We start from the raw sequence: 24,489 nt of genomic DNA on the forward strand, positions 1-24,489 counted from the left end.
ACCTCACAAGTCCTTTTTATTATATTATACTCCTAAATACGAAGAAAAGCCCTTAGAAAATAAATTCTAAGGACTTTGTCTTCAGTCTGAAGAATGAAGTTCAAAAACTTCATTCTTTTTTGCATGAAAAAACAACCACCGTTTCCGATGATTGTTTGTCCGACTTATTCAACAGCTGTATAAGTTGCTGCTTTTTCAAGGAAGATATCAAATTCGCCACTTGCTTTCACTTGAGCGATGACCTTGTCAATCTCAGCTTTTAGCTCTGCACTTCCTTTTGGAAGGGCGATAACTTTTGAATTCTCGTCAATAGTTGGAAACTGTGCTGATGCAATTGCAAGGTCACTGTTTTGTGAAACATAGCCTGCTGCTACTGGTGAATCCATCAAGACAGCTTCTACCTTACCTGTCTTCAATTCATTAACTGCTTCACCCATTTGTGTCAATGAAATAATTTTCGCATCTGCCATTTTTTCTTTGGCATAGGTTTCTTGGGTAGAACCTTTTTGAACAGCCAAGGATTTTCCTGCAAGTGCATCAACACTTGAGATGGTTTCCGCATTTTCTTTCTTAACAAGTAGAACGTCAGCAATTTGGTAATAGCTTTCTGAGAAGTCAAAAACTTTTGCACGTTCTTCAGAGTAAGATAGACCAGCGATTGCAATGTCAGCCTTGCCAGATTGGACGCTGTTCAGAACGTTGTCAAAACTCATGGCTGATACTTCCAACTTCACACCGAGCTCATCCGCAATTTTTTGTGCTAGCATAATATCTGCTCCAACAACTTCGTTTTTGCCATCTACAAGCGTTTGAAATTCAAATGGTGCATAGTCAGGACTTGTCGCTACAACCAAGGTTCCTTTTTCTTTAATTTTCTCGAGTGTTGATTGGCTTGAAGATGAGCTAGTTGAAGAACAAGCTGCCAATGTAAATCCTGCTAACAAGGTAGCTGCTAAAGTAAATAGTTTTTTCATTTTTTATCCTCTTTTTCCTTTTTTATTAAAACGATGTCATTTTTCCTAATGAATCATCGGACCTTGAAAGTAATTTTCTCCATATTTTCTTCCTCTTTTCAAAAGATATGTCTAGTATATAGTAATTTTATACAATTGTCAATAGTTATTTTGTATTTTTATGCGATTTTTTTTTTTTTTATTCAAACAAAAAAATTCTAGCCCTTACTACAGGGCTAGAATGAATGGAGGAAATATACTATTCTATTGAATCAATTCCATAGTATCTCTCGCTATCATAAGTTCTTCATTTGTTGGAAGAACAAATAGCTTGATATTCGAATCCTCTGAACTAATCAATTTTTTATTGCTTTGATTTGACTCACGGTCAAGTTTTATACCAAACACAGAAAGTTTTTCTGCGACTTTCTCACGTATCAATCTGGAATTTTCTCCGATTCCTGCTGTGAAAACAATGGCATCTACTCCACCTAAATCTACCATATAGGTCGCAATAGTGTGAGCGATACGATTGGTAAACATTTCAATTGCTGTGATGGCTTGAGAATAGCCTTTATGATACGCTTCCTCGATATCTCGCAAATCATTACTAATTTCGGAAACAGCTAATAGGCCAGACTCTTTATTCAGAATGGCTGTGATTTGACTAGGGGTCAAGCCTTCTTCTTCCATTAGGAAAGGAAGAATGGCTGGGTCAATATCACCACTTCTGGATCCCATCATTAAGCCTGCCAAGGGGGTAAATCCCATAGAAGTGTTGATGGATTGTTGTCCCTTAATGGCACAGATACTTGCTCCATTGCCAAGATGACAACTGATGACCTTCAACTGATCCGTACCAAGACCTTGCTGTTTATATACTTCCTTGGTAATTAAAGAAATGTATTTATGGCTGGTGCCATGGAAACCGTATTTGCGTAAACGGTATTTGTCATAATACTTTCTAGGCAGAGGGTAAAGATAGTATTCCTCGCTTAAGGTTTGATGAAAAGCTGTATCAAAAACTGCCACATTTGGAGTATTTGGCAAAAGCTCCTTGAAGGCTTTGATGACTTCTAAATTTGCAGGGTTATGGCTAGGAGCAAGGAATGAAAATTCATCAATCTTAGTGAGAGCACGTTCATCAACCAAAGCAGATGCCTTAAAATAATCACCACCATGGGCCACACGATGCCCAATCCCAGCAATATCTGCTAAGGATTGTATAATCCCTTTTTCATCTAATCTTTTTAACAGATAGTTTACTGCCTCTTTATAGCTTGAAAGAACTAGTTTTTCTGTCTCCTTTTGTCCTTTGTAAACCAAAGTAAATGCCGATTCCGGTTCTCCAATTCTTTCAAATATACCTTTAGCGATGATTTCCTCATCAGGCATGGCTAATAATTGAAATTTTAAAGATGAACTACCAGCATTGATTGCAAAAATTTTCCTCATTACTCGTCCTTTCTTCAAACACATTCTGCAATGAGAGAGGGATTAGCCCATTCCCAAGGCTTTAAATACGAATACAGCTAGAGTTGCACCAACAGTTGGTGCAACAATTGGAATCCAAGCATAGCCCCAATTCGCTCCGCCCTTATTTGGAATAGGTAAGAGGGCATAGGCCAAACGAGGACCGAAATCACGCGCAGGGTTGATGGCATAACCCGTTGTTGAACCGAATGACAACCCGATGGCCATAACTAGGAAAGCAACTACAACAGGAGCAAGTCCTACTGCAAAACCTGCAGTATTCATCAATAACAAAACGAAAATGAAGAAGAAGGTCGCGATTACTTCACTCAAGAAGTTAAAGGTTGTGTTTGGAATAGCTGGACCAGTGGCAAAAATACCGACTGAATTCCCTTCCTCAGCTGTTGTTGCTTGGAAATGTGGATAGTAATGCAAAACAACGATTGCTGCACCAGTAAAGGCACCGAGAATTTGTGCAATGATGTAACCTGCCACCATACTCCAATCAAACAAGCCACCTAAGGCAAAAGCGATTGTGACTGCGGGATTTAGGTGCCCACCTGTTTCAAAGAAACCCGCTACATAAACACCGCACATTACAGCAAAGCCCCAGGCAAAGATTACAGTTAGGAAACTAGGGGACATATTTTTGGATAGGGCGTGTTTTAAACTAATTGAGGAACCAAAGCCTGTACCAAAGGCTATCAGAACCATTGTTCCTAAAAATTCACCAATGTATTTCTCCATCGTGAGAATCTCCTTCTAATATTATTTTATATTTATTTCTTCAATTGCATACTCGGCAATTGTTTGATCTTCTATAGCGTTGCCGCCACTGATACCAATTGCTCCGATAATCCGTCCCTTGGAATAAATAGGAATTCCACCTGCTAAACTAACAATCTGACCTTCTGACATTGTTTCTAGTTGAAAGAGCCAATGATTGGGTTTTGTTAATAGAGCTAGGTCTTTTGACTGCATTTTCATGCCAACAGCTGTGTAGGCTTTTTTATAGGCCATATCGTAGCTAACCAAAAGAGAATCTTCCATGCGATAGGATAGGATTACATGAGCACCTGCATCCACCAGGGTAATCACAACAGGTACTTTCAATTCCTGTGCTTTTTCTCTGGCACGATTTACAATATCAAAAGCTAGGTCATAGAGATTTATGCTGTGTAAATCATCTTTTTTGTCTAAGAGCTCTTGACATTTTTGAATGATTCTTTGAAGCAGGATTTCATCGATTTGATTTTGTGTCATCTTTTCTCTCCGATTACCTATTTCTAAAAGGATGTTTCCAAGGCAGAATCCTGTATCAATGGAGTTCCTTTAACAAGTTTAGCTGCATTAGTCCCTAAAATCCTTAAGACACGATTAGACTGGTTTGGATAGTCACTTAAACGATAGAAAAACTGTTCCGTTTGTAAATTTCGATAATGGAGAACAATTTCTCTTTCATTGATAGCTAAACCAACTGAGAGTGGTGAGGACTGAGCAGCTTGATGGGCCAGAGAAACGATACTTTCCGAAGAAAGTTCTATAGTTTCTTTTAAAAATGGAATTCCTTCTTCCTCCATACCAAGCTCTAACTGAATCAACTTGTCTTCAGGCACCTTTCCCAACTTGTAAATAAGAATAACTGGCTTAGTTGCTTGATAGAACATAAGCATCACCCCACTCTTCTTTACAGTATGAAAGTACCAAACCTGTTGCTACTGCATTTCTTGGTCCAGAAGTTCCTCGGATATTTCCTCGACCTGCCACGATATTGCTCTGAGATAGGGCATCGGTTATCAACTGCGGTACTTCAAAGTCTAAGGCTGACCCGCCTACGATAACCACAAATGGAATGTCCCTGATGTCTTGAGTTGGACTGACCGTCTTTAAGGCCCGAATGGCATTGGTCACAAATACTCTTTCTTTGGCTGTCTGGCGAACAATCTTGATTTTTTCGATAGAATAGTCTGTATCAAGCGGTACTAATTCTCCAGTGTCTTTGACGATGACTACTCGGGCAAATAAATCTCCGCTCAGAGGTTTGTCAAAGAATTGGACACTGCCATCCTCATGGCGAATATGGAAAATACTTTCTACCTTGGCAAGGGGGTATTTTTTAATATCCTCTGCCAAATGCCTATCTTCAAGACCTAACTCCGTATTGATGAGCATGGTGACCATATCACCAGCACCAGCTAGGTGAACAGCTTGGATATCCCCTTTTTGGTTAATAATGGAGGCATCTGTGGAACCAGCCCCAAGGTCTAGAATAGCCATTGGTTGACTAGTACCTGGTGTTGTTAAAGCTCCAAGAATAGCTGAGTGGGCCTCAGCTCCCCCGATTTCAACAGGTACACCCAATTCCTTTTCAACTTCCTGAGCAATAAGGGACATCTGTAATCTGTCAGAGTTAACCATGGAGGCAATTCCAACGGCCTGCTCCATAGAAAATTCTCCGGCAAGACCACCTTTTACGGTGATAGGAGCAAAAGTATCCACTGCCAGAATATCCTGAATCTTAATCTGATCCAGTTGTTTCTCAGTTAAATTTGCCATGGTAAGCCGGACTTTCTCAAGCATACCACCCACATTGGTTCCCGCTTCTCCAAGAACATTTTCGATATGTTGAATACGGGAGACATGGTCCATAATGGCTTCTGCACCTTTTGAAATATCAACGCTGGTGTTCTGTTGCTGACCAATAATCTTGATAGTTCCAGCAGGAATTGTCCTTGCTTGAACATCTCCTTTTGGTGTTTTGATGACAACGGCTGAACGATTTCCAATCAGGGCACGGGCAATCGGAACGACCTGCTTGGTATCTTGTGCATCCAACTGAAAGACCGTCGCAATACCATAAGGATTGGAGAGTTGGGAAATGACTTTACCAACTTCTGCAACCTCAACCGCCGCCAACATCCCTAAAGGCACCTTATCTATATAGGAAATTTCATCTACAATCGGTATCTTTTTCTCTAAGCGATTATTAACTAAGACACCGTCATCAGCCTGCAAGACCGCACCGACAATCTTATATCCTCTTGAAACATAGGCATTGATAAGTTGGGCCACCGCATCGAAATCCACTTGCTTAGAAGCCACAACGATATAGCTATCTGTCATTGGCTTATTGATCAAGTCCAAGATGTCAACGGTATAACCAACCCCCAACCCAAGTCCACCTGGTGTCCTTGGGTTGTGGCCAATCATGGTAGATTCTGTAATGACAGTTTCCGTAATGGTTTCCATAGCAACATCTCCAATTACGGGAGTTGCTTCGTTGATACGGATCAAAGAAATATCTTTGATACTAAGATTGGTTGGTTCTAAGAGTAATTTCAGGGACTGATATATGCCATGAACATTTTCTTTTGTTCCCTTGATACCAGTTGTATCTGCAATCGCAGAGGACAGAAACTGGACGGTTCCATTATCGTATAGCTGAGCTAAGGCAGACTCAGTTGATGAATTTCCAATGTCAATACCGATAATATACTTCATTCCTTCTTCCTCCTTTCGATTTTCAGATTAGTTATCACCTTTTAGTTTCTTACGGCGTTCATAGTGTTCTGCTGCTTCACGGACAAATCCTGAACAGATTTTCGCGCCATAGACATTTTCAAGTTCATTTGCGATGTCCAATAGTTCTTGCTTAGAAGAACGGTAAGGACGAAGGGCATTATAGATTTCCAATACACGTTCATCTGGTACCTTGGTCAATTCTGCCGCGCGTGAGAAATTGTATTCGATAGCTTCACGACCAGCATTACGCGCGATTTCTCCTTGTTTTAAGAGGATTTCTGGCTTAATCCGCAAGTCTTTTGAAGTGATACTACCATTGACAATATTTTCCAAGGTAATGTCTTCAAATTTCTTGTTATCACCAACAACAATCCAGTCTGGGTGTTTTTGGGCAATCGGATAGTCTGCTGCAGTAGCTTCTGTACCTTTTGGTAGACCACTGGTTACAGGTTTGTCGTGTCCATTCATCTCTTCTAAGATTTTTCTTACTAATAGTTCTACTGATTCACTCATTTCGATTTCTCCTTGAAGATTTTCTTAAATCAATTCAATTTCATCAGCTGGACGACCTTTTTCAACAAGCTTGGTTTCTTTGATATGAAGCAAGGCTGAATAGGCTTGGTACTTAGGACGAGCCATTTGGTCATTCAAGGTTGGAACAGGGTTGGGTGTTTCACCTTTGGCATATTTAGCAGCATTTTTACCAATTAAACGATAGGTATCTGCTGTCAGCAGTGGTGCTTGTGGGAAGAGTTCTAGGTTACTCAATGGTGGTAAATCTCTTTGGTGAATAACGGTTGTTCCCTTAGACTGAATACCGATTGAAATACCTGAACCAGATAGGTGGTCGCCTTCTACTGCCACAAAGGCAACGTCTGATGAACGATAAACTTTGACAACACGGGCTTTCAAGCCTTCTTCTTCAATACCTGCAATCACTTGCCGTAACACTTCGGTATGGGGAATATCAACCATGGTCTTGGTTTGTTGTGTGCCAAAAGCAGGACCAACTGCAATAACCACTTCATCAACAGATTGACTTGGTTTGGCAACACCGACTGTGCGAACAACTGCCTTTTCTGGCAGGACTTCTTTCTTGGTAGTTGTAGTAGTTTGAGCTGCAGGAGCAGGGTTGGTTAGACCAACTTCCTTGATTACTTCTGCAATAATGGAACGTAGTACGTCCTCATTGATGGTTGTCATAATGATTACCTCCTAGATATCACGTGGATCAATAGCATTTGGAATGTTCTTCACTTTTTCCCACTCTTCACCAACTAGACGATGGCCTGTGCCGACACCGACATAGTCATTTGGTGAGTTGATAGCAGAGATAACATTCCAATTGCGGTCAAAGATAGCAGATGTTTGCAAGAAATCTCCAGCAACACGTTGTTTGAAGAGATTTACAAGCTCATTGGCAACATCTGGGAAACCATTATTGGCAAGGGCTTTAATGAGGTCTACGCCTTGTACACCGCGTTCTAAGAGGTTAACAGCTGCCTTGATGTCTTCAACCTTGTCACGTTCTGGCATATCTTTTGAACCATGGGCGTAGGTAGCTGCTTCAACTTCCTCATCTGTAATAGCTGGCAAACCAAGACCTTTGAAGAGGGCTTGCATAACTTTGGCTGCTTTACGGCGAACTTGAACAACTTCCTCTTCGCGAGCTGGACGCAAACCACCATCAACACGCAAGTCACGTTGCAAGATATTGTAATCATCATAGTCTTCTGCATCCCAGTTAGAGCCAGCAAACATATTGTCGTAGTTTGGTGTAGAAGAGTAACCTGAGTTGATGAAGTCTGTACCTGGTGCCAATTGCATCAAGGTGCGGACAGAGCGACGAAGGTCTGAGTGAGTGAAGGTTTGGTCATTTGAAGAAGCACATTCCAAGTCAAGCATGGTAGCAATCAAGTTTTCAGCAATGACTGCACGGATACCACTTGGAACGGCCGCAGGAATACCGATACAAGATACAGAACCGTTTTGGGTACCTTGTACACCAGCTGCTTTTGTGATATACAAGCAACGAGCTTCAAGATAGAGCATTGATTTGCCTTCTGCTTGTCCCATCTGCACCTCAGCACCAGTACCTGATGTGAAACGCATCTTCAGACCACGAGAAGCATAGGCAGATGCCAAGAAGGCTTTAGACCAAGGGGTATCATCACCATCTGTAAAGACATCCTCAGTACCATAGACAGAAATGGTTTCAGCGTAGGCTGTAAATCCTCTCATACCAAGGTCCAGCTCAGTTGCTTCTTCCAGGGCACATTGGGTCAATACGCCCGGACGACCAACTTGAGAACCAATCATAATCCCTAGGGCGTTGAATGGGGCATAACGAGCAACCGCAACTGTTGTTTCTTGCTCTGCGAAACCACGAAGAGCTCCTTCTGCTGCATCCGCTGCAATTTGAACAGGGTTATCGTTTACGTTGGTAACGTGTGATTGAGTAGCTGTCTGTTTGCGGGTACGCATTTTCTGAACAGCCATCATAATTTCTACGACGTTCATGTGGCTCACGACTTCAACGATTTTGGCTGGAGTCATAGCCTTGGTCAATTTAACAATTTCAGAACGAGGTACAGAAGGAGTCAAAATCATATTGGCAATCTCTTTTGAGTCCATCTTCACGACTTCTTCTGCATGAGCCAAATCAATACCGTAGTTTGCAATAAACTGGTCAATCAAGTCAAATTCTTCTTTTGGTTTGCCATCCAATTCAACCACTTTACCATTTACAATTTTGATACTTGGTTTTGGATCGTTGGGGCTTTCCATTGCAATAAGACCTTCTTCAACCCACTCTGTTACAAATCCGTCTTGGTTGATTGGGCGGTTACTTAATGCCTCAAAACGTTTTGATTTCATATTTCTTTCTCCCTATCTATCAGATGTATGAAGGTTGAGAGTTAACTGGAGTATCTCCAAGCGTTCCTAATAATTCTTTACCAATTTCACGGGCAGAGATAACAGCTTGACGAACAGCACCAGAATCACCACTGATGAAAAGAATAGTTTCATTTGAATAGCTAGTGCCGTCACCTGGAGAGGCATAACCAATCACATCAACATCTGCTGCTTTTACAGCTGTGTCAGCCATAACAACACCAATGGCAGCTGGTGCTCCTACAATTAAACCAAATGCACGACCAACTTCTGCACCAAAAGCAGCCTGGCAGGCATGGCTTGCACGTGCTGTATACTGTAATTCAATATGGCCTGCTTCATTGGCATAAACATCACCAAAGGTACGTGCGATATCCCCAAGAGTCACTTCTACTGCTCGTTTCACGTCTGAAACATCGTCGCCACCAAAGATAATCAAGCTACCGTGACCAGCACCACCTTTGGTATCACGTGGTAATTCAATTTTAACAATTTCTGTGTTGGTTGCTTTTACTGCTTCATCTGCAGCCATAATGTGAGGACCAGCACCAGTACGAGCACCTACCACACCAAGTGAACGGTAAGATTTTTCCAACTTCATCGCACTGAGTACTTGTTGATCGACATTTGCAATCACCAATCCAATAGTATCACCAATAGGGTTTGAACCAATAAATTCGGTAACATTACATTTGTTTGCCATAATAATCTTCCTCTATTTTTTGTTTTCATTTACATCGCCTAATGCGATAACGCTTACATTTTGTTTTAAAAAAATTTACTGATTTTGCCAATCTGCAGGATAGGTTACATAGATAAACCTTGCCTTATCTTTGACAGAAAATTGAATATCACTTCCCTTAGGAATAAAGAGAATTTCACCTGGTCCTGCGGACATAACCTCATTGCCAGTAATAATATCCAATCGTCCTTCTATGACGTAATCCACTTCATCATAATCAAGATGCCATGGGAAGGTTGTTTTTTCCATGGTCATCAAGCCGAGTCCCAAACGAGGACTTTCTTCCAGAGTTAGTAAGTCACGGGTATAAACTGAGTCAGTATCATTACCTGTATCTAAACGATCCTCAGGTCTGACATCCATCCGGGGCAGATTGAGGGAAATGATTCCTGTCGAGCTAGCTGCTTTACATGACTTGCCTGCTCCCAAACTTTCTAGCAAAATCTTTCTAACAAGTTCTTCTAGCTGGCTACGATTGATGTCACTCATAGACTACCTCCATCAATTAGGATTCTTTCTTGGTAAGAACAAAGGCGAGTAGGACAGCTGTTACACCACCAACCAATTTTCCGACCATCATCGGAAGAATCATATCTGGATTTTGACCAGCCGTGAAGCCCAAGTGGTCTCCGATAACAAAGGATGCTGATACAGCAAAGGCAACGTTGAGTATCTTACCTCGCTTGTCCATATCTTTCATCATCTGGAACATAGCAATATTATTTGCTAAAGATGCTACAAGGCCTGCTGCACCGACTTCGTTCATTCCAAGGGATTTACCAATCGCTGAAAGTGGCTTGTTGGCAACCTTGGTGAAGATTGCTACTAAACCGAAGGCCCCTGCCAATGTTACTGCAATAGAACCAACTACACCAAAGGCTTCCATAAGAGTTTCAGCTCCACTCGGGTAGAGGCTATTTAACCATTCATTACCTGTCAATAGCTGTGCTGCACCGAAAGCCAAACCGAGAGTTGCAATCACTACAATGATATGACCAAAAATCTCGAATCCTTTTATCATTCCATTTGGTGCTAATAAAAGACCGATAAAAATCAATGCAGAAACAATCACTATTGGAATGAGGTTAATCATCAATGTCCCTACAGGTAAGCCAGGAACCAAGAATCCTCCTACTAAACAGCCAATTGGAACTGTTACTAAGCCGTATAAAATACCTCTAGCCAGTAATGGACGATCATCTTTTTCAATGATTCCCAATGCAACCGGGATGGTAAATACAATCGTTGGTCCCATCATCGATCCTAGTACATAGGCAGCAAAGTTTCCAACTACAGGATCATCTGCTAGACTAAGAGCTAATGGTGCTCCACCCATATCGTTAGCAATGAATGTTGTAGCAAAAATAGATGGGTCTGCTCCAACCATGCCGTATAGGGGGACAATAATTGGTTTGAGAATATCCGCTAATAATGGTGCAACAACCATAATACCGGCCATCGAAAGGGCCAAAGCCCCCATGGCCATGATACCTTCCTCAAATTTTTCACTAAGTCCTAATTTCCCTCCGATACATTTATCAACTGCACCGGCCAACATAAATAGGACCATGATGTAGATGATGATTTCATTTATACTCATAATTCCCCTTCTCACTTTCTAGTGAATTTATTCTGCATCAGCTGTGTACTCAACTTTATCGATAATTGCGACAACGACCATATCAACAGGAACATTTTCTCTATTCAAGCTAACTCTAGCTGCACTACCTGTAGTCACCATTACCTGATCACCTTCCCCAGCACCGATGCAATCTGCGACAACAACCAAAGATGGATCTGTTTGTTGTTCATTTAGTTGGCGCTCGACCACTAAAAACTTCAATCCATTTAAGTTCTCATCTTTTCTAGTAGCCCAAAGACTCCCTTTTACTGTTCCAACAAACATACTCTCTCTCCTCTTATTCTATGATTGTTATTCTACGACGATTTAGATAGTCGCGCGCCAAGGCTGTTATAATGGTTCCCTTTTCAATATGAAATACTCCATCATCTTCCAATTCTAAAGCTCTCAGCCTAGATTCTGTAATGAGTTTGACCTTCTTTGAAATATTTTTCTCAGGAGTTTGCTGAATGGGTTGAACCTCAATAGGTCCCTGTTTCAATAAGGCAGGCAAGTCTTTCTGTGAGTAAAACTGCACACCATATTGTTCCAGTTTCAATTTTCTTTGAAGTAGTTCTTGGAAGAGCAAGTTCTTAGCTGACTGTTTATAGCAGTCTATGGCAAATGATTCCTTTGAAACCAAGACCTTTCTACCTGCTAACAAACTAGTAACAACTTCCATCTCCTCTGAACTATTGGGACAAAGCTGAGAAATCCTTAACAGTGAATCTAAAGATAGACCATTTGCAATGATATGCTCTGCCTCATCAATACCTTCTACAATACGATACTCTCCATCTAAGAAACCGCCTACTGTTTTATCACCGATAAGATACAGACTGATTTGATGGGAACTACTATTCAGACGGTCTAGAAGGCGATTGGTAATCTCTTGAACTAAAAATTCTAAGTTATCCATTTTTAATCCTTTCTAAACCATCTCTATCCTTTTTTGATAATGCGACCACGCATTCCTTTTTTAAATCCGCAAGCATTGGCTTCATCATAGTCAATGTGCATAAAGGTCGCAAACTTAGGGTGAACTCGAATGACTACATCATCAAAAATTAGTCCTCGTTCTCCACCTACTTTTACTTGCACAATTTCCTTATTCACTACATTGGCTTTAGCAGCATCTTCTGGGGTCATATGAATATGACGTTTAGCAACAATTAACCCCTTATCCAGAGATACTACCTTACTTCCATTTATCAAGACAATCCCTGGAGTATCCTCAATCTGTCCGCTCTCTCGAATAGGCGCATTGACACCTAGCTTCAAGCAATCTGTCAACGATACTTCAACTTGTGTAGCACCACGAACAGGACCGAGTATCACCACATTTTGGAAGGAACCTTTTGGACCTAAAATTGTCAAACGTTCTTTACAAGCAAATTGTCCTGGTTGGGATAAATCTTTGGCTTTGGTTAGAGAATAATCTTTTCCAAATAAGGTTTCTAAATCTTCTTGAGAAAGGTGGATATGGCGTCCACTCGCCTCAATTTCAAAACTTCCTTCTAACTCATCCTGAACTCTTGTAGCAATCTTATCAATTAGCTCTTTTATTTCCATTCTAATCACACCTTACCTTTCACTCATCCATTGTCATCCATAGGAAAATCTGAGTAGAATGCAATAAATGAGTTAGCTTAGCCAAATATACATCATTTTCTCGAGAACCTATCAGCGATAGCTCCTGCTCAAGCGTAGCTAAGGCTATGTAAGTTTCGTACAGAGCTAGTTTCCAGTTAGTTACAGCACAGGTTAAGGAAAGCTTTGTAAAATCCAGTTCCCTTTGCTGACTATATTCATCCAGTTCTGTCACCGACGGTAGTAGTTCATCATAATCGTGAAGTTCATCCAGTATCTGACCAGATACCATACCTTCAATCATTGTCAATACTTTGCTGACTTTCTCAAATTTTGATTGTTCAAATGAAAGATAGAGTTCACGTTTACTTTTAAGAAAATGTGGATATAGTGTCGTTAGACGAAACAATAGTGGATAGATTGCTGAATCCTCTAAAGTAGTTACTTTTTGATGTATCGCTTGTGGAGATGTCGTAAGTTGCTGATTATTGGAACGCGTTTGGACCACTCGAATATGATGGTCATTCAAGTAACTTCTTGCTGATGGAGTCAGTTTTTCATGTTCACCTAGCTGGAAAACTCCTCCGTCAGCAATAGAAAGCTCCTTGAGTAGCTTTCTAATCTTTACTTCTGTAAAAACCGACATACACTCACATCCTTTAACGATTTTTTATCAACTGGCTACCCACAGAGAACCTACTCAAATGGGTAGCCAGTACACTTATTCGCTATTTTGGTAAAATAACTTCTACTTCTGAATGTGGACGTGGGATAACGTGTACAGATACTAGTTCACCTACATTTTCTGCTGCTGCTGCACCTGCATCTGTCGCAGCTTTAACCGCACCAACATCTCCGCGAACCAAGACAGTCACCAAGCCGCCACCAACTTGTTCTTTACCAACAAGGGTAACGTTAGCTGCTTTGACCATTGCATCTGCTGCCTCAATCGCGCCAACCAAGCCGCGTGTTTCTACCATTCCTAGTGCATTTGCGTTTGCCATTGTTATTTCCTCCGATTTTTTATTCTTCTTCTTTTTTAGCTTGAGGTAAAATTACTTCTACTTCTGAATGTGGACGTGGGATAACGTGTACAGATACAAGTTCACCTACATTTTCTGCTGCTGCTGCACCTGCATCTGTCGCAGCTTTAACCGCACCAACATCTCCACGAACCAATACGGTCACCAAGCCACCACCAACTTGTTCTTTACCAACAAGGGTAACGTTAGCTGCTTTGACCATTGCATCTGCTGCCTCGATTGCGCCAACCAAGCCGCGTGTTTCTACCATTCCTAATGCGTTTGCACTTGCCATTGTTATGACCTCCAAAAATTATTTTTTAATGACTTAATTTAGCTAATACTTGTTTTACAAGTAATTCAACAAGCTCATCTTCGTTGGTACTTGAAGTTGGACCTGAGCTTATATTTGTATCAGTTGTTGTCCCTCTATAACTATCCATTAGATTTTCAGCTTTTAAGAAATCTGTGTATTCAGATGTTCCGTAAGCAACACGACGGATATTATAAAGGTTATGTGGGCTCACGTTATCAGATGTAGCACTGCCTCCAACTGCACCACAACCTAATGTAAAGGCTGGGAAAAGACCTGTTGTACCTCCGACACCTCCAAGCGCCGCTGGCGTATTCACAAGCAAGCGTGATACTGGTTTTTTCAAAGCGAACTGACGGATAATGTCATCATTCTTAGAGTGGATGGATAAGGTATGTCCAACCCCTTCATGATGCAGAATTTTAATACTTAAATCACAGGCTTCTTCCCATGTTTTTACCGTATAGAAACCAAGAATTGGAGCCAATTTTTCCATAGAATATGGTGCATCTTTTCCAACTCTACACTCTTCTGCAATCAAGACTCTTGCGTCTGCTGGTACAGAGATACCTGCTCGCTCAGCAACAATTTGTGGTGTCTTACCAACCATTTTCGGATTCATTGCACCGCTTGGAAGGATGATAAACTCTCCCAATTTTTTAGCATCAGCAGGTGGTAAGAAGTAAGCACCTTGCTTTTTAAATTCTGCGATAACAATGTCTTTCATGTCCTCTTCAACAATGACAGATTGCTCAGAGGCACAAATCACACCATTATCAAAGGTTTTAGATTCAATTATATGACGTACCGCAGTTGGGACATCTGCACTGCGTTCGATAAAGGCTGGACCGTTACCTGGTCCTACGCCAATCGCTGGTGTTCCGGATGAATAGGCAGCCTTAACCATGGCTGTACCACCCGTTGCCAAAATAAGATTTGTATCTTTGTGGCGCATGAGCTCATTAGTTGCCGCAATGGAAGTTTTTTGGATAACACTGATAGCTCCATCTGGACAGCCAGCTGTTTTAGCAGCGCGTTTAATAATCTCAACAGTTTCAACAATACACTTCAAGGCGCTTGGGTGTGGAGAAAATACAATACTGTTTCCAGCCTTCAAGGAGATGAGGGCTTTATACATGACAGTAGAGGTCGGGTTTGTCGAAGGAATCAGACCAGCAATCACACCAACTGGTACACCAACTTCGATAATCTTTTTCTCTGTATCTTCGCGCAAGATACCTACAGTCTTCATATTCTTGATATGCTCCAGAAGCACCTTTGAAGCCACTGTATTTTTGATAACTTTATCCTGCCAGCGACCAAATCCAGTTTCTTCAACAGCCATCTTAGCCAGTCGCTCACGCTCGTCATAACAGGCTTTTGCGACGACTTTGACAATCGTATCAATCTGTTCTTGGGACATCTGCGCTAGTTCACGTTGAGCAATTTTTGCTTGGCGAACAAGGTTGCGAACTTCCTGTATTGATACTAAATCCTTATCTTCTAAGTACATTCAGTATTACTCCTTTCTAGAGAGTTCCATCAAGGCTTGGACAAGCTGACGCTTGTTAGCAAATTTTATTTCTTTTTTGCTTAATTGAATATCTTTTTCACGGTAGGCTATACTTCTGAGTTTGACAACTTTTAATTTTTCCAGCTCTGTTTGTGAAAACTTAGGAACAAAAGGTGTTTCAACCGCTTCCTCTTCTATGCTTGTAGGTATTTCCGCTACTTCCGTAGTTTCAGTAGCTTCTTCATTAACTAGCTCTGTCCTTTCTGATGGCTCAGGGCTAGCTACAAGATTTGCAGAAACAGCAACCTCTTCCTTCGATTGTGCGAGAGGCACAGCTTGCTCTACGGCAATAGCTCGCTCTTCGACTGGAAGAGGCTCTTCTTTTTTGAGTTTCTTCTCAGCCCTAATCAGCTTTTCAGTTTGCTCATCCATGCTAGCAATGACATGGCTACCACGATAAAAAGATTTATTTTCGAGTTCTGCGACTGCAGCAGCTACTGCTGCTTTTACAGCGCCAACATCTCCTGTGATATGTACGGTATTCAAACCAGATTTGATTTTCTCAATATTGATAATGGAGACATTGGCTGCTTTTACAGCTATATCGGCAGCTACAACAGCACCTAGATACCCTCTTACTTCAATTAGTCCTAGTGCTCTTTTAGCCATCTAATCCCCCTTTTAATAATTCTTAGGATTGCTTGCAATAGAGATAACTGTTCTTGCAAAGGCATCACAGGCAGCCCTACAAGCTGATTGAGAACCCACCAATAGACCTCCAGCAAAGTTTGTTTCGCTTGGCGGACCATAGAAGGCACCAATGGTTACATCGGAAGCTTTTAGAGCCGCATCTAGACCAACCATGGCTTCTGCTGGTGGTGCAATCAAGTAGGCAATGGCGGTTCCTTCATCTGCATTTGCACCTTGTGAAAGATATGAACCCGCACGGGAAACACAATGAGCAAAATATGGGATAGTATTGTCATCATTAGCACTATAGAAGCTTGCGCCATTTTCAATTTCATAAATGGCAACATCCAAGCCACTCCGAACTTCTTCCGGAGTTGGACCTGCTAAGATACCAATGACTTCACCAGCCAATTTAGTTGATGCATTCCCAGCACCCGCGTACATACTTCTAGCGTAAACCACTTCAACATCTGCAGACTTGGTTGCTTCATCCAGTGCAACATAGGTTACGTCATCACAATCTGAAGTAATAATTCCCAAACTTCGATGATGAGGTTTTAACTCCAAAGAAGCAGCCAGACTGGCATCAACATTGGAAATAAGTAGAGCACTAAGAACAGATGCTCCCAAACGTTCGTTTATCACAATAGGACCTCCTTTTTATTTCAAATCAACACCTGATTTTTTATTGTCCAAAATCTTTTTAATGATTTCCGCAACATATGCCCCTGCCTCTACCGCAGGAGTTCCACCTTTGTGAATATTGGATACAACAGTCCGACGTGATTCGGGCATCCCCATCGTTGGTCTATAGGCCAAGTAGGCACTCATCGATTCTGCTGTTACCAATCCTGGACGTTCGCCAATCAAGATACAAACAACTTCTGCACCTGTCAATTCTGCAATGTGATCCATAGCTCCAACACGAGAGTGTTTGATAAAGAGTACTTCATCAAATTCTAGACCAAACATTTTCAAACCTTGCTTCAAAGCTGGAAGGAAATCTCTTACGTTTGCTTCAATGGCTGATGAGCTCAATCCATCTCCAACAACGATTTGAACTTTGGCATTTTTCTTACAGCTATTTTTGATAATTTCTTGTTGATCTACTGGGAAAATTCTTCCCAAATCAGGTCGAGTTAGGTACTCATCCTTAGAAGAAGCCTTGGTATGGACAGGAATAAAGCCCATCTCTTTGACAAAATCTTCTGAGACATAGGAGAATACTGCGTCTTGAGCTGCAGCATGGTCTGCTCTAAAGCGCAGAATTGTTTGTGTTTTATAGCGATTACCTGCTCTCCACAAACCTAAACGAGCTGGCGTGAATTGTTTAATCTTGCGATAAGCCTCTTCATTGATTGCGTTTGGAATAAGGAATTGTTTCTGAATATCCACCTCGGTAATATCAGGAATGATTCCATCTTCAATTTGGCTATCTTCTTGCTTTGGTAGATTTGAAGAGGAAGACGTGTCCATTTTTTCTGGTACAACTGGAGTTTCAGTTATTTCACTCAAAATGGAACGAATCATTTCTTTTAATTCTAGTTCATTCACAGTAACTTCCTCCTATAGTTTTGACTTCATAAAGACTGAGCCATCACCACCAATTTCAGTCAGATGACCATCTTTCATTAAGCCCATATTTTCCATCCAAATTTCAAATTCCTTGATTGGTCGCTTGCCTAACAAGTCGCGCATGGTAGCGGTTTCATGATAGCCAGTTGTTTGGTAGTTCAACATGATATCATCACCATGTGGAATAGCCATGATATAGTTGACACCTGCTGCACCAAGGAGAACAAGTAGGTTTTCAGCATCGTTTTGATCGGCTTTCATATGGTTGGTGTAACAGATATCACAACCCATTGAAATACCTGTCAATTTACCCATGAAGTGGTCTTCTAAACCTGCACGAATAACTTGTTTGGAATCGTAAAGGTACTCTGGACCAATGAAACCAACTACGGTATTGACAAGGAAAGGATCAAAACGTTTGGCAAAACCATAACAACGTGCTTCCATAGTTACTTGGTCAGCTCCATGATGGGCATCTGAAGACAACTCTGATCCCTGACCAGTTTCAAAGTACATGACGTTTGGACCTGCTGCAGTTCCGACTTTCAAGGCTGTATCACGAGCCTCTTGAATGATTTTAGCATCAAAACCAAATGCTGTATTTCCTTTCTCAGATCCAGCAATAGACTGGAAGACCAATCCTGTCGGAGCTCCCTGATTCATGGCCTCAATTTGTGTCGTTACATGGGCCAGCACACAGTGCTGAGTTGGGATTTTATACTCTTCAATGAAGTCATTGAACTTATGCAAAATCCGTTTGGTACTTTCTACCGAATCATCTACTGGGTTCAAACCAAGTAAGGCATCTCCACAGCCATAAGCAAAGCCTTCCATGGTTGAAGCCATGATTCCATCAGGATCATCCGTTGTGTGGTTAGGCTGCAAGCGAGATGAGAAGGTACCTGGAACACCAATGGTAGTATTTGCAGTCTTAGTAATGACAATCTTTTGCGCTGCTACAATCAAGTCTAAGTTTGTCATGAGCTTAGCAACAGCTGCAACCATTTCTGAAGTTAAACCACGTGACAACCATTGAATATCAATATTTGTTGTTTTATTATCAAGAATCCACTCACGCAGTTCTTCAACCGTCCAGTTTTTGATTTTTTCATAGGTTCGAAGATTAACATCGTCAATGATAATGCGCGTCACTTCATCCTCTTCATAAGGAACAACTGGGTTATTAAACAAATCAGAAAGTTTAAGCTGCGCCAAAACAACCTTAGCTGCTACACGTTCTTCTGCAGACTCTGCAGCAACGCCAGCCAAATGATCTCCTGATTTGAATTCATTAGCCTTGGCCAAGACTTCTTTAACAGAATGAAATTCATAGACTCGACCAAATAACTTCGTTTTTAATATCATTAAATTTATCCTCCTTTTGATATTGACTACTTAACTAAATACGAGGGTTTTTACAACGACTGGTAAAACCGATCCTTCGATTAGCGGATTGCCAATATCAATGTAATCTCCATTTTGCACATCAACTGAATCGATACAAACAAAAGGATAATCTTTAGGCAACAATGCAAACAAGCTTTGACCAAGTACCTTTGCCATGTCTTCCTTGACAACAACCAACAAAGGAATTCCTCGGTCAATACTATCTTTCATCCCTTCCAGAATAGCCTGAGCATATTCTTGTACTCTTACAAAACTTGGACTCTTTATACCATCTAAGGCCAGCGCTAATTCCTGCACTTCATTTTCAAGCATGAACCAACGGCTTTTTTCCTTAATGGCCTCTGCCAGCATTTGCTGCGACCCCATCTCATCTTGACTAGATAATTTTAAAACTGGGATATTCTTGATTGGCAAAATTTTTGAAATATATGTAATCGTACTACCACTTACCTCTGTCGTATGGCTTCCAGCACCAACTACTGTAGCCCGAATGGTTTCAACTGACTCAATTACCTTCTTGTCTGAAAAGATTTTCGATTGTGCTAGCGCTTTTCCAAGTAGTATCCCTATATCACCATAGTGAAAATCACTAACAGAAGGATCCGCTTGGAAAATTGCATCAGCAACTCCCCCTGAGAACGAAACACACTTGACAGGATAATCCAGTTTCAACCCATGATTAGTCTGAAGTAACTCATAGTATGGACTATTTGTATCTAGACCCAAACTTTGTTCCAGTACAGATACCAAAATATCTATTAAGCGTTCTAGATCTGGACCATTAAGTTGAGCCCCTACTGCCAATTGTAATTTTTCTTGGCTAATAATTTCTTGGAGTTTTGGAGCAATATAGATAATTTTGTGACTATTAGGTTCAATTTTCACAAGCCTGCCACCAATATCAAAGCACGCTGTATCAATCAAATCACCCTCTCGGTAAACAGAGATATTGGATGTTCCACCACCAATATCAATATTTGCTACAGAAGTGTGATGTTCCTGAGAGTACTGATAGCTACCAGCTCCCTTTCCAGAGATAATACTCTCTAAGTCTGGACCGGCAGTAGCAACAACAAAATCACCAGCATAGCCACTCAAAGCCTCTAAGACTTGACTAGCATTATCCTTTCTAGCTGTTTCACCCGTTATGATGACAGCCCCCATCTGAATCATATCTTTAGAAATACCTGCTTTTTGGTATTCCAAGCGGACAAATTCTTTTATAGACTCAACATCTATCAAAAGATTTTCAAAGATGGGAGTAAAGATAATTTCACTCCTATATAGAACCTTCTTATCTGTTATATAGACACGTGGAATAGTGAAAACGGAGGCAATATTCTCCACAGTCAATTCAGATAACACCAGTTGGGTCGTAGCAGTACCAATATCAATGCCAACACTTAAAATCTTATCGGACATCACCTTACCTCCAAAAAAAGACACTTAAAGAAATGCTAATAGAACTCGTCTATTATCACTCTTCAAGCGTCATTGCTTTTAGGCTTACATCATTGTCAGCCTCTTCTATTCGATTAGCATCCTGTAACACTGCTTACTATCACAGGACTTGGTTCACTGTATTGTATATCTATTATTAAAAATCATCATGCATAACCAACAATTTAGCAATTTCCACCATAGGAACTCGCTTTTGCATACTGATGGTTCGAATATGCTTAAAGGCTGCTGATTCTGATAGATGATCACGGGACATCAATAAGCCTTTTGCTTTTTCAATGATGATACGGTCATTGATTTTCTTCGTCAATTTAGCCATTTCATTGGTCAAGTGCTGAAATTGTCTGCCTTTTGCAATACATACTTCAACCATAGGAATCAATGATTTAGCATCAAGAGGTTTTACTAAATAACCACTAACACCATATCTTTTGGCTTTCTCGATATACTGTTCATCACTTTGGGTAGTTAACAAGAGAACACTATAGGCCAGATTATCATCCAATATTTTTTTACAGGCTGTTAATCCATCCAAAAGAGGCAGTTGGATAGCCATCACAACTAAATCCGATCGGTATTTTTGACTTAATTCAATTGCCTCGAAACCGTCGCTAGCCTCTGCAACAACTTCAAAATCAGCCTTTTCCAATATTTGTCTGACATCACGTCTAACCATTGGATCATTGTCTGCTATTAGTATTCTACCTTTCATACCTACCTCTTCTGACAACTTATGTCCGTGTTACAACTGTACTTGAAAAATGAAGAATCTCCTCCAAGCCTTGTAACACAGCTACTAGGGCTGCCTCCACAGAAGAAACATCTCCTGTCATAACAACAGAGCCACTAAATCGATCGACAAAACCTATCTGTACATCCGCTGCTTTGGTCGCAAGATCTACTGCAATGATGGAAGCTTCGCTCGGAGTAATTGTCAGTATGCCAATGGCTCCTTTTTTATCGACTAGCAAACCAAGTTTTTCATAAATAACTTCATCAGGATTCGCAATGAGATGGGCCAAGGTTATCTGCTTCCCCGGAACATACTCTTGTATCATTCTCTGTTTTTCTTCCAGTTCGTCCACCTTCTTTCAAGTAGAAGTTCCGATAACGTCCTAGTTAGTATATTATAACACGAAGTAGGGTAATTATCAACATAATTCTAGAAAGCATTTTCCAAAACTGCCAAAGCTTCTTCCGTGCTCGGTTGTCGTGGATTTGTCGCTGTACACTTGTCAACTATAGATGCTGCAGCGATTTCTTTCTTGTATTGATTGAAGTCACTAATAGTCACTCCATATTCTCTCAAGGTCATCGGTAAATCAAGCTTCCGTTGCAATCTTTTTACCGCATCAATCAGCTGTCGTACACCTAAAACAGGACTTGTAGCACTGCAACCAATTAGTTTTGCAATTTCTTGGTATCGGATAGCTGTTGCTCTATCACCGTCACCTAGTCCACGAGCACTAATATTGGCATTATACTGAATGACATATGGCATTAGAATGCTATTTACTCGGCCATGAGGGATATGAAATTTTGCACCTGTCGCATGGGCTAAACCATGATTCAGTCCTAAGGAAGCTGTATTAAAGGCCATTCCTGCCAGAGTTGACGCAACATGCATTTTCTCACGTGCCACTGAATCGTTTCCATTTTGGTAGGCTTGAGGTAGGTATTGGAAAACTAATTTAATGGCCTTTTCTGCAAGAGCGTCTGAGAAATCTGTAGCATTCGTTGACACATAGGCTTCAATAGCGTGGGTCAGGACATCCATCCCCGTATCTGCTGTAATGTTTCCTGGTAGAGATGATACTAGACAGGAATCTAAAATAGCTACATCTGGTAATATTTCCCTAGAAACCAAGGGATACTTGATTTCTTTTTGCCTGTCAGTAATGACGGCAAATTCCGTCACTTCCGAACCAGTACCGCTGGTTGTTGGGATAGCAATTAAAGTCACATCTGTAAACACAGCCATTTTTTTACCGAAATAGTAAATAGCCTTAGCTGCATCAAGAGCCGAACCACCGCCAATCGCAAGGATGATACTGATTTTTTGACCTCCCACAGACTGAATCCCAGCAATAATGGTTTCAATCGGTGGATCTGGTACAATATCATCAAAAACATGACTCTGATTGCTTGAATCCAGATAACTTAATACACTATCCAACTGACCAGTTTGTTTTAGGAAGGGATCTGCAACAACTAAGATGTGCTCATTCTTATAACTTCTTAGCTGTTCTAGAGCACCCTCTCCTATGCACAATTCTGTTTTATAGAAAATCTTGTACATTTCTTCTCCTTTCTATGTAACTTTTCCATAAAAATAAGCCATATGAAAACAAGACTAGAACTCTCCATTAAGTCATAGTCATTTCATATAGCTACATTGCTTATTGATAAGTACGCCTTTGTACCACGAAAAAATTATAACATAAAGCCATTAACATATCAATAGAAATAATGATTTTTCTTGGTATTTTTATTAACTTTTTTTGCTCCTTGCACCCTTACCTAAATGACTACCTATGAACCTGTGCCCCTCGTTCAGTACTTCTATCTATGACTAGTTTTCAAGCTACCCAGCATTCATCTTCTTTTTATATTTCCATCAAAATCTGCCTTGATGAATGACAAAATGCTCTCCTATAGCAAAGCGAGTTATGGATGGATAGAGCTTCTCAATTTCCATCATTTTGATACAAATTTGTTGTCAAACTGGCGAAGATAGGTTATAATAATAATGCTAGAAATTGATTTTAGTACTTTTGAAAGCATGGAAGTTTGGTGCAAATCCAACGCGGTCCCGCCACTGTGATAAGCTTTGCTTTAAGTCAGGTCTTTGGTTTCAAATTTTAGTAGATGTCACGCCTCGATGTAAGGTGTGTTGTCAGTTTGGAGAGCGCATTGACTGCGGCATGTTCCATTATTGGCTCTACGTGAAGTACCTTTCATTTTCTAAAGGTAGAAAAACTACCTTACTGCAATGGAGCAGGGCCGATAATCGGGAAAGCCACAGTTAATCAATGATGCTTAACAGACTATACAAGGATGTATAAATGCTTTCTTAACATAAACTACAAACCACCCTTGATTTTTCAAAGGTGGTTTTTTCTTGTTCTAATCCAACTTTGCTTCTGCTTCTCTTCGTTTTTTGATCAGAGTCCCCATCCTTAAGGAATCTTCACTATAGTAGCGATAGTGTCGACCTGAACCATCACCGATATAGCTGATAGGTGAAAACTCATGGCCCTTAAAATCACCATTTTCATCAAGTAGATCTTCTTCTACCACTCTACGTGTTACTTTTCCGATGATATTGGTCAATTTGCCACACTCCACCAATTCAACGACTTCACATTCGATTGAAATGGGGCATTCGTTTACCAAGGGAGCATCGACAGTTTCTCCAATGGAATAGGTCAAGCCTGTCAAAGAAAATTTATCTTTTCGACTATTAAAACCCGCAATTTCTACTTGTTCAATCAAGTTTTCTCTAGGAATATTAACAGTAAAGTGACCATGTTTGCTGATTTCAGTCACTGCATTTCCCTTTGTTCTCATGCCAATAACCATCATGCTCCCCAAGGAATAGACTGAACTGGAGGTCGTCATATTATAGCCGTGCACATCATCTTTATACCCCAGAAAGAATACTGGAAAGCCAAAATATAACTTGCGTGTTTCAAACGTTTTCTTCACCTTT

The 24,489-nt window shown here is 40.7% G+C and carries 28 protein-coding genes and 1 riboswitch; all 28 genes read right to left on the reverse strand.

Annotation, left to right across the window (positions count from 1 at the left end; translation table 11 throughout):
• Positions 1-164 precede the first annotated feature (164 nt).
• The 28 genes from RFK25_RS04340 to RFK25_RS04475 all read right to left on the reverse strand — a co-directional run bounded on the left by RFK25_RS04340 (position 165) and on the right by RFK25_RS04475 (position 24,485).
• Entirely contained in the window at positions 165-974 is an 810-nt protein-coding gene (locus RFK25_RS04340) for a transporter substrate-binding domain-containing protein (protein ID WP_332411765.1), read from the reverse strand.
• Positions 975-1,217: 243 nt separating this feature from the next.
• Positions 1,218-2,408 carry an acetate/propionate family kinase gene (locus tag RFK25_RS04345; protein WP_332411766.1) on the reverse strand — a complete coding sequence of 397 codons (1,191 nt, stop codon included), beginning with the start codon at positions 2,406-2,408 and terminating at the stop codon, positions 1,218-1,220.
• A 42-nt stretch (positions 2,409-2,450) separates the two neighbouring features.
• On the reverse strand, positions 2,451-3,173 hold the full coding sequence (locus tag RFK25_RS04350) for an MIP/aquaporin family protein (RefSeq protein ID WP_024380875.1): 723 nt from the start codon (positions 3,171-3,173) through the stop codon (positions 2,451-2,453).
• Positions 3,174-3,194: 21 nt separating this feature from the next.
• Complete coding sequence (locus RFK25_RS04355) at positions 3,195-3,689, reverse strand: GlcG/HbpS family heme-binding protein (RefSeq protein WP_332411769.1); 495 nt, start codon at positions 3,687-3,689, stop codon at positions 3,195-3,197.
• A 23-nt stretch (positions 3,690-3,712) separates the two neighbouring features.
• Entirely contained in the window at positions 3,713-4,093 is a 381-nt protein-coding gene (locus RFK25_RS04360; protein WP_332411770.1) for a glycerol dehydratase reactivase beta/small subunit family protein, read from the reverse strand.
• Positions 4,074-5,927 carry a diol dehydratase reactivase subunit alpha gene (locus RFK25_RS04365; protein WP_024380878.1) on the reverse strand — a complete coding sequence of 618 codons (1,854 nt, stop codon included), beginning with the start codon at positions 5,925-5,927 and terminating at the stop codon, positions 4,074-4,076. Before RFK25_RS04365 ends, RFK25_RS04360 begins: the two co-directional genes overlap by 20 nt.
• A gap of 27 nt (positions 5,928-5,954) precedes the next feature.
• Positions 5,955-6,461 carry a diol dehydratase small subunit gene (locus RFK25_RS04370; RefSeq protein ID WP_024380879.1) on the reverse strand — a complete coding sequence of 169 codons (507 nt, stop codon included), beginning with the start codon at positions 6,459-6,461 and terminating at the stop codon, positions 5,955-5,957.
• Between the two features lie 24 nt (positions 6,462-6,485).
• Positions 6,486-7,151 carry a propanediol/glycerol family dehydratase medium subunit gene (locus RFK25_RS04375; RefSeq protein ID WP_332411773.1) on the reverse strand — a complete coding sequence of 222 codons (666 nt, stop codon included), beginning with the start codon at positions 7,149-7,151 and terminating at the stop codon, positions 6,486-6,488.
• A gap of 12 nt (positions 7,152-7,163) precedes the next feature.
• Positions 7,164-8,825: a propanediol/glycerol family dehydratase large subunit gene (locus tag RFK25_RS04380; RefSeq protein ID WP_024380881.1), complete on the reverse strand. Its 1,662-nt coding sequence runs from the start codon at positions 8,823-8,825 to the stop codon at positions 7,164-7,166.
• A gap of 19 nt (positions 8,826-8,844) precedes the next feature.
• Positions 8,845-9,546, reverse strand: coding sequence for a propanediol utilization microcompartment protein PduB (gene pduB, locus RFK25_RS04385; RefSeq protein WP_332411775.1), 702 nt, complete (start codon positions 9,544-9,546; stop codon positions 8,845-8,847).
• Positions 9,547-9,621: 75 nt separating this feature from the next.
• On the reverse strand, positions 9,622-10,074 hold the full coding sequence (locus RFK25_RS04390) for a cupin domain-containing protein (protein ID WP_332411777.1): 453 nt from the start codon (positions 10,072-10,074) through the stop codon (positions 9,622-9,624).
• 16 nt (positions 10,075-10,090) lie between these two features.
• Positions 10,091-11,185, reverse strand: a complete 1,095-nt coding sequence (locus RFK25_RS04395; protein ID WP_332411779.1) for an ethanolamine utilization protein EutH — start codon at positions 11,183-11,185, stop codon at positions 10,091-10,093.
• A 27-nt stretch (positions 11,186-11,212) separates the two neighbouring features.
• Positions 11,213-11,491, reverse strand: a complete 279-nt coding sequence (locus tag RFK25_RS04400) for a EutN/CcmL family microcompartment protein (RefSeq protein ID WP_024380885.1) — start codon at positions 11,489-11,491, stop codon at positions 11,213-11,215.
• Between the two features lie 13 nt (positions 11,492-11,504).
• A complete protein-coding gene (locus tag RFK25_RS04405) occupies positions 11,505-12,125 on the reverse strand; it encodes an ethanolamine utilization protein (protein WP_332411781.1) in 621 nt (206 codons plus the stop codon).
• Between the two features lie 23 nt (positions 12,126-12,148).
• On the reverse strand, positions 12,149-12,778 hold the full coding sequence (eutD, locus tag RFK25_RS04410) for an ethanolamine utilization phosphate acetyltransferase EutD (protein WP_248050852.1): 630 nt from the start codon (positions 12,776-12,778) through the stop codon (positions 12,149-12,151).
• Between the two features lie 19 nt (positions 12,779-12,797).
• On the reverse strand, positions 12,798-13,442 hold the full coding sequence (locus RFK25_RS04415) for a hypothetical protein (protein WP_332411782.1): 645 nt from the start codon (positions 13,440-13,442) through the stop codon (positions 12,798-12,800).
• A gap of 82 nt (positions 13,443-13,524) precedes the next feature.
• On the reverse strand, positions 13,525-13,800 hold the full coding sequence (pduA, locus tag RFK25_RS04420; RefSeq protein ID WP_024380889.1) for a propanediol utilization microcompartment protein PduA: 276 nt from the start codon (positions 13,798-13,800) through the stop codon (positions 13,525-13,527).
• 19 nt (positions 13,801-13,819) lie between these two features.
• Positions 13,820-14,113, reverse strand: a complete 294-nt coding sequence (gene eutM / locus RFK25_RS04425) for an ethanolamine utilization microcompartment protein EutM (protein WP_024380890.1) — start codon at positions 14,111-14,113, stop codon at positions 13,820-13,822.
• A 25-nt stretch (positions 14,114-14,138) separates the two neighbouring features.
• Positions 14,139-15,644, reverse strand: a complete 1,506-nt coding sequence (locus RFK25_RS04430; RefSeq protein ID WP_332411783.1) for an acetaldehyde dehydrogenase (acetylating) — start codon at positions 15,642-15,644, stop codon at positions 14,139-14,141.
• A gap of 6 nt (positions 15,645-15,650) precedes the next feature.
• On the reverse strand, positions 15,651-16,313 hold the full coding sequence (locus RFK25_RS04435; protein ID WP_332411784.1) for a BMC domain-containing protein: 663 nt from the start codon (positions 16,311-16,313) through the stop codon (positions 15,651-15,653).
• A 12-nt stretch (positions 16,314-16,325) separates the two neighbouring features.
• Positions 16,326-16,979, reverse strand: a complete 654-nt coding sequence (gene eutL, locus RFK25_RS04440; protein ID WP_024380893.1) for an ethanolamine utilization microcompartment protein EutL — start codon at positions 16,977-16,979, stop codon at positions 16,326-16,328.
• A 15-nt stretch (positions 16,980-16,994) separates the two neighbouring features.
• Positions 16,995-17,888 (reverse strand): ethanolamine ammonia-lyase subunit EutC, encoded by an 894-nt coding sequence (gene eutC, locus RFK25_RS04445; protein ID WP_332411785.1) that lies wholly within the window; start codon positions 17,886-17,888, stop codon positions 16,995-16,997.
• A gap of 12 nt (positions 17,889-17,900) precedes the next feature.
• Positions 17,901-19,274 carry an ethanolamine ammonia-lyase subunit EutB gene (locus RFK25_RS04450; RefSeq protein WP_332411787.1) on the reverse strand — a complete coding sequence of 458 codons (1,374 nt, stop codon included), beginning with the start codon at positions 19,272-19,274 and terminating at the stop codon, positions 17,901-17,903.
• 30 nt (positions 19,275-19,304) lie between these two features.
• The gene (gene eutA, locus RFK25_RS04455) at positions 19,305-20,738 is read right to left on the reverse strand and encodes an ethanolamine ammonia-lyase reactivating factor EutA (protein ID WP_332411788.1); all 1,434 of its coding nucleotides are present in this window, start codon (positions 20,736-20,738) and stop codon (positions 19,305-19,307) included.
• 175 nt (positions 20,739-20,913) lie between these two features.
• Positions 20,914-21,489 carry an ANTAR domain-containing response regulator gene (locus RFK25_RS04460; protein WP_332411790.1) on the reverse strand — a complete coding sequence of 192 codons (576 nt, stop codon included), beginning with the start codon at positions 21,487-21,489 and terminating at the stop codon, positions 20,914-20,916.
• A 19-nt stretch (positions 21,490-21,508) separates the two neighbouring features.
• A complete protein-coding gene (gene eutS / locus RFK25_RS04465; protein WP_024380898.1) occupies positions 21,509-21,853 on the reverse strand; it encodes an ethanolamine utilization microcompartment protein EutS in 345 nt (114 codons plus the stop codon).
• Between the two features lie 86 nt (positions 21,854-21,939).
• Positions 21,940-23,076 (reverse strand): 1-propanol dehydrogenase PduQ, encoded by a 1,137-nt coding sequence (locus RFK25_RS04470; RefSeq protein ID WP_332411791.1) that lies wholly within the window; start codon positions 23,074-23,076, stop codon positions 21,940-21,942.
• Positions 23,077-23,534: 458 nt separating this feature from the next.
• Positions 23,535-23,679, forward strand: a riboswitch (adenosylcobalamin (AdoCbl) riboswitch).
• 224 nt (positions 23,680-23,903) lie between these two features.
• A complete protein-coding gene (locus RFK25_RS04475) occupies positions 23,904-24,485 on the reverse strand; it encodes a flavin reductase family protein (RefSeq protein WP_332411794.1) in 582 nt (193 codons plus the stop codon).
• Positions 24,486-24,489: the final 4 nt, after the last annotated feature.

Origin of the sequence: Streptococcus sp. SS-4456, assembly GCF_036680365.1 — a bacterium.
In the GTDB taxonomy this organism is placed as follows: Bacteria; Bacillota; Bacilli; order Lactobacillales; family Streptococcaceae; genus Streptococcus.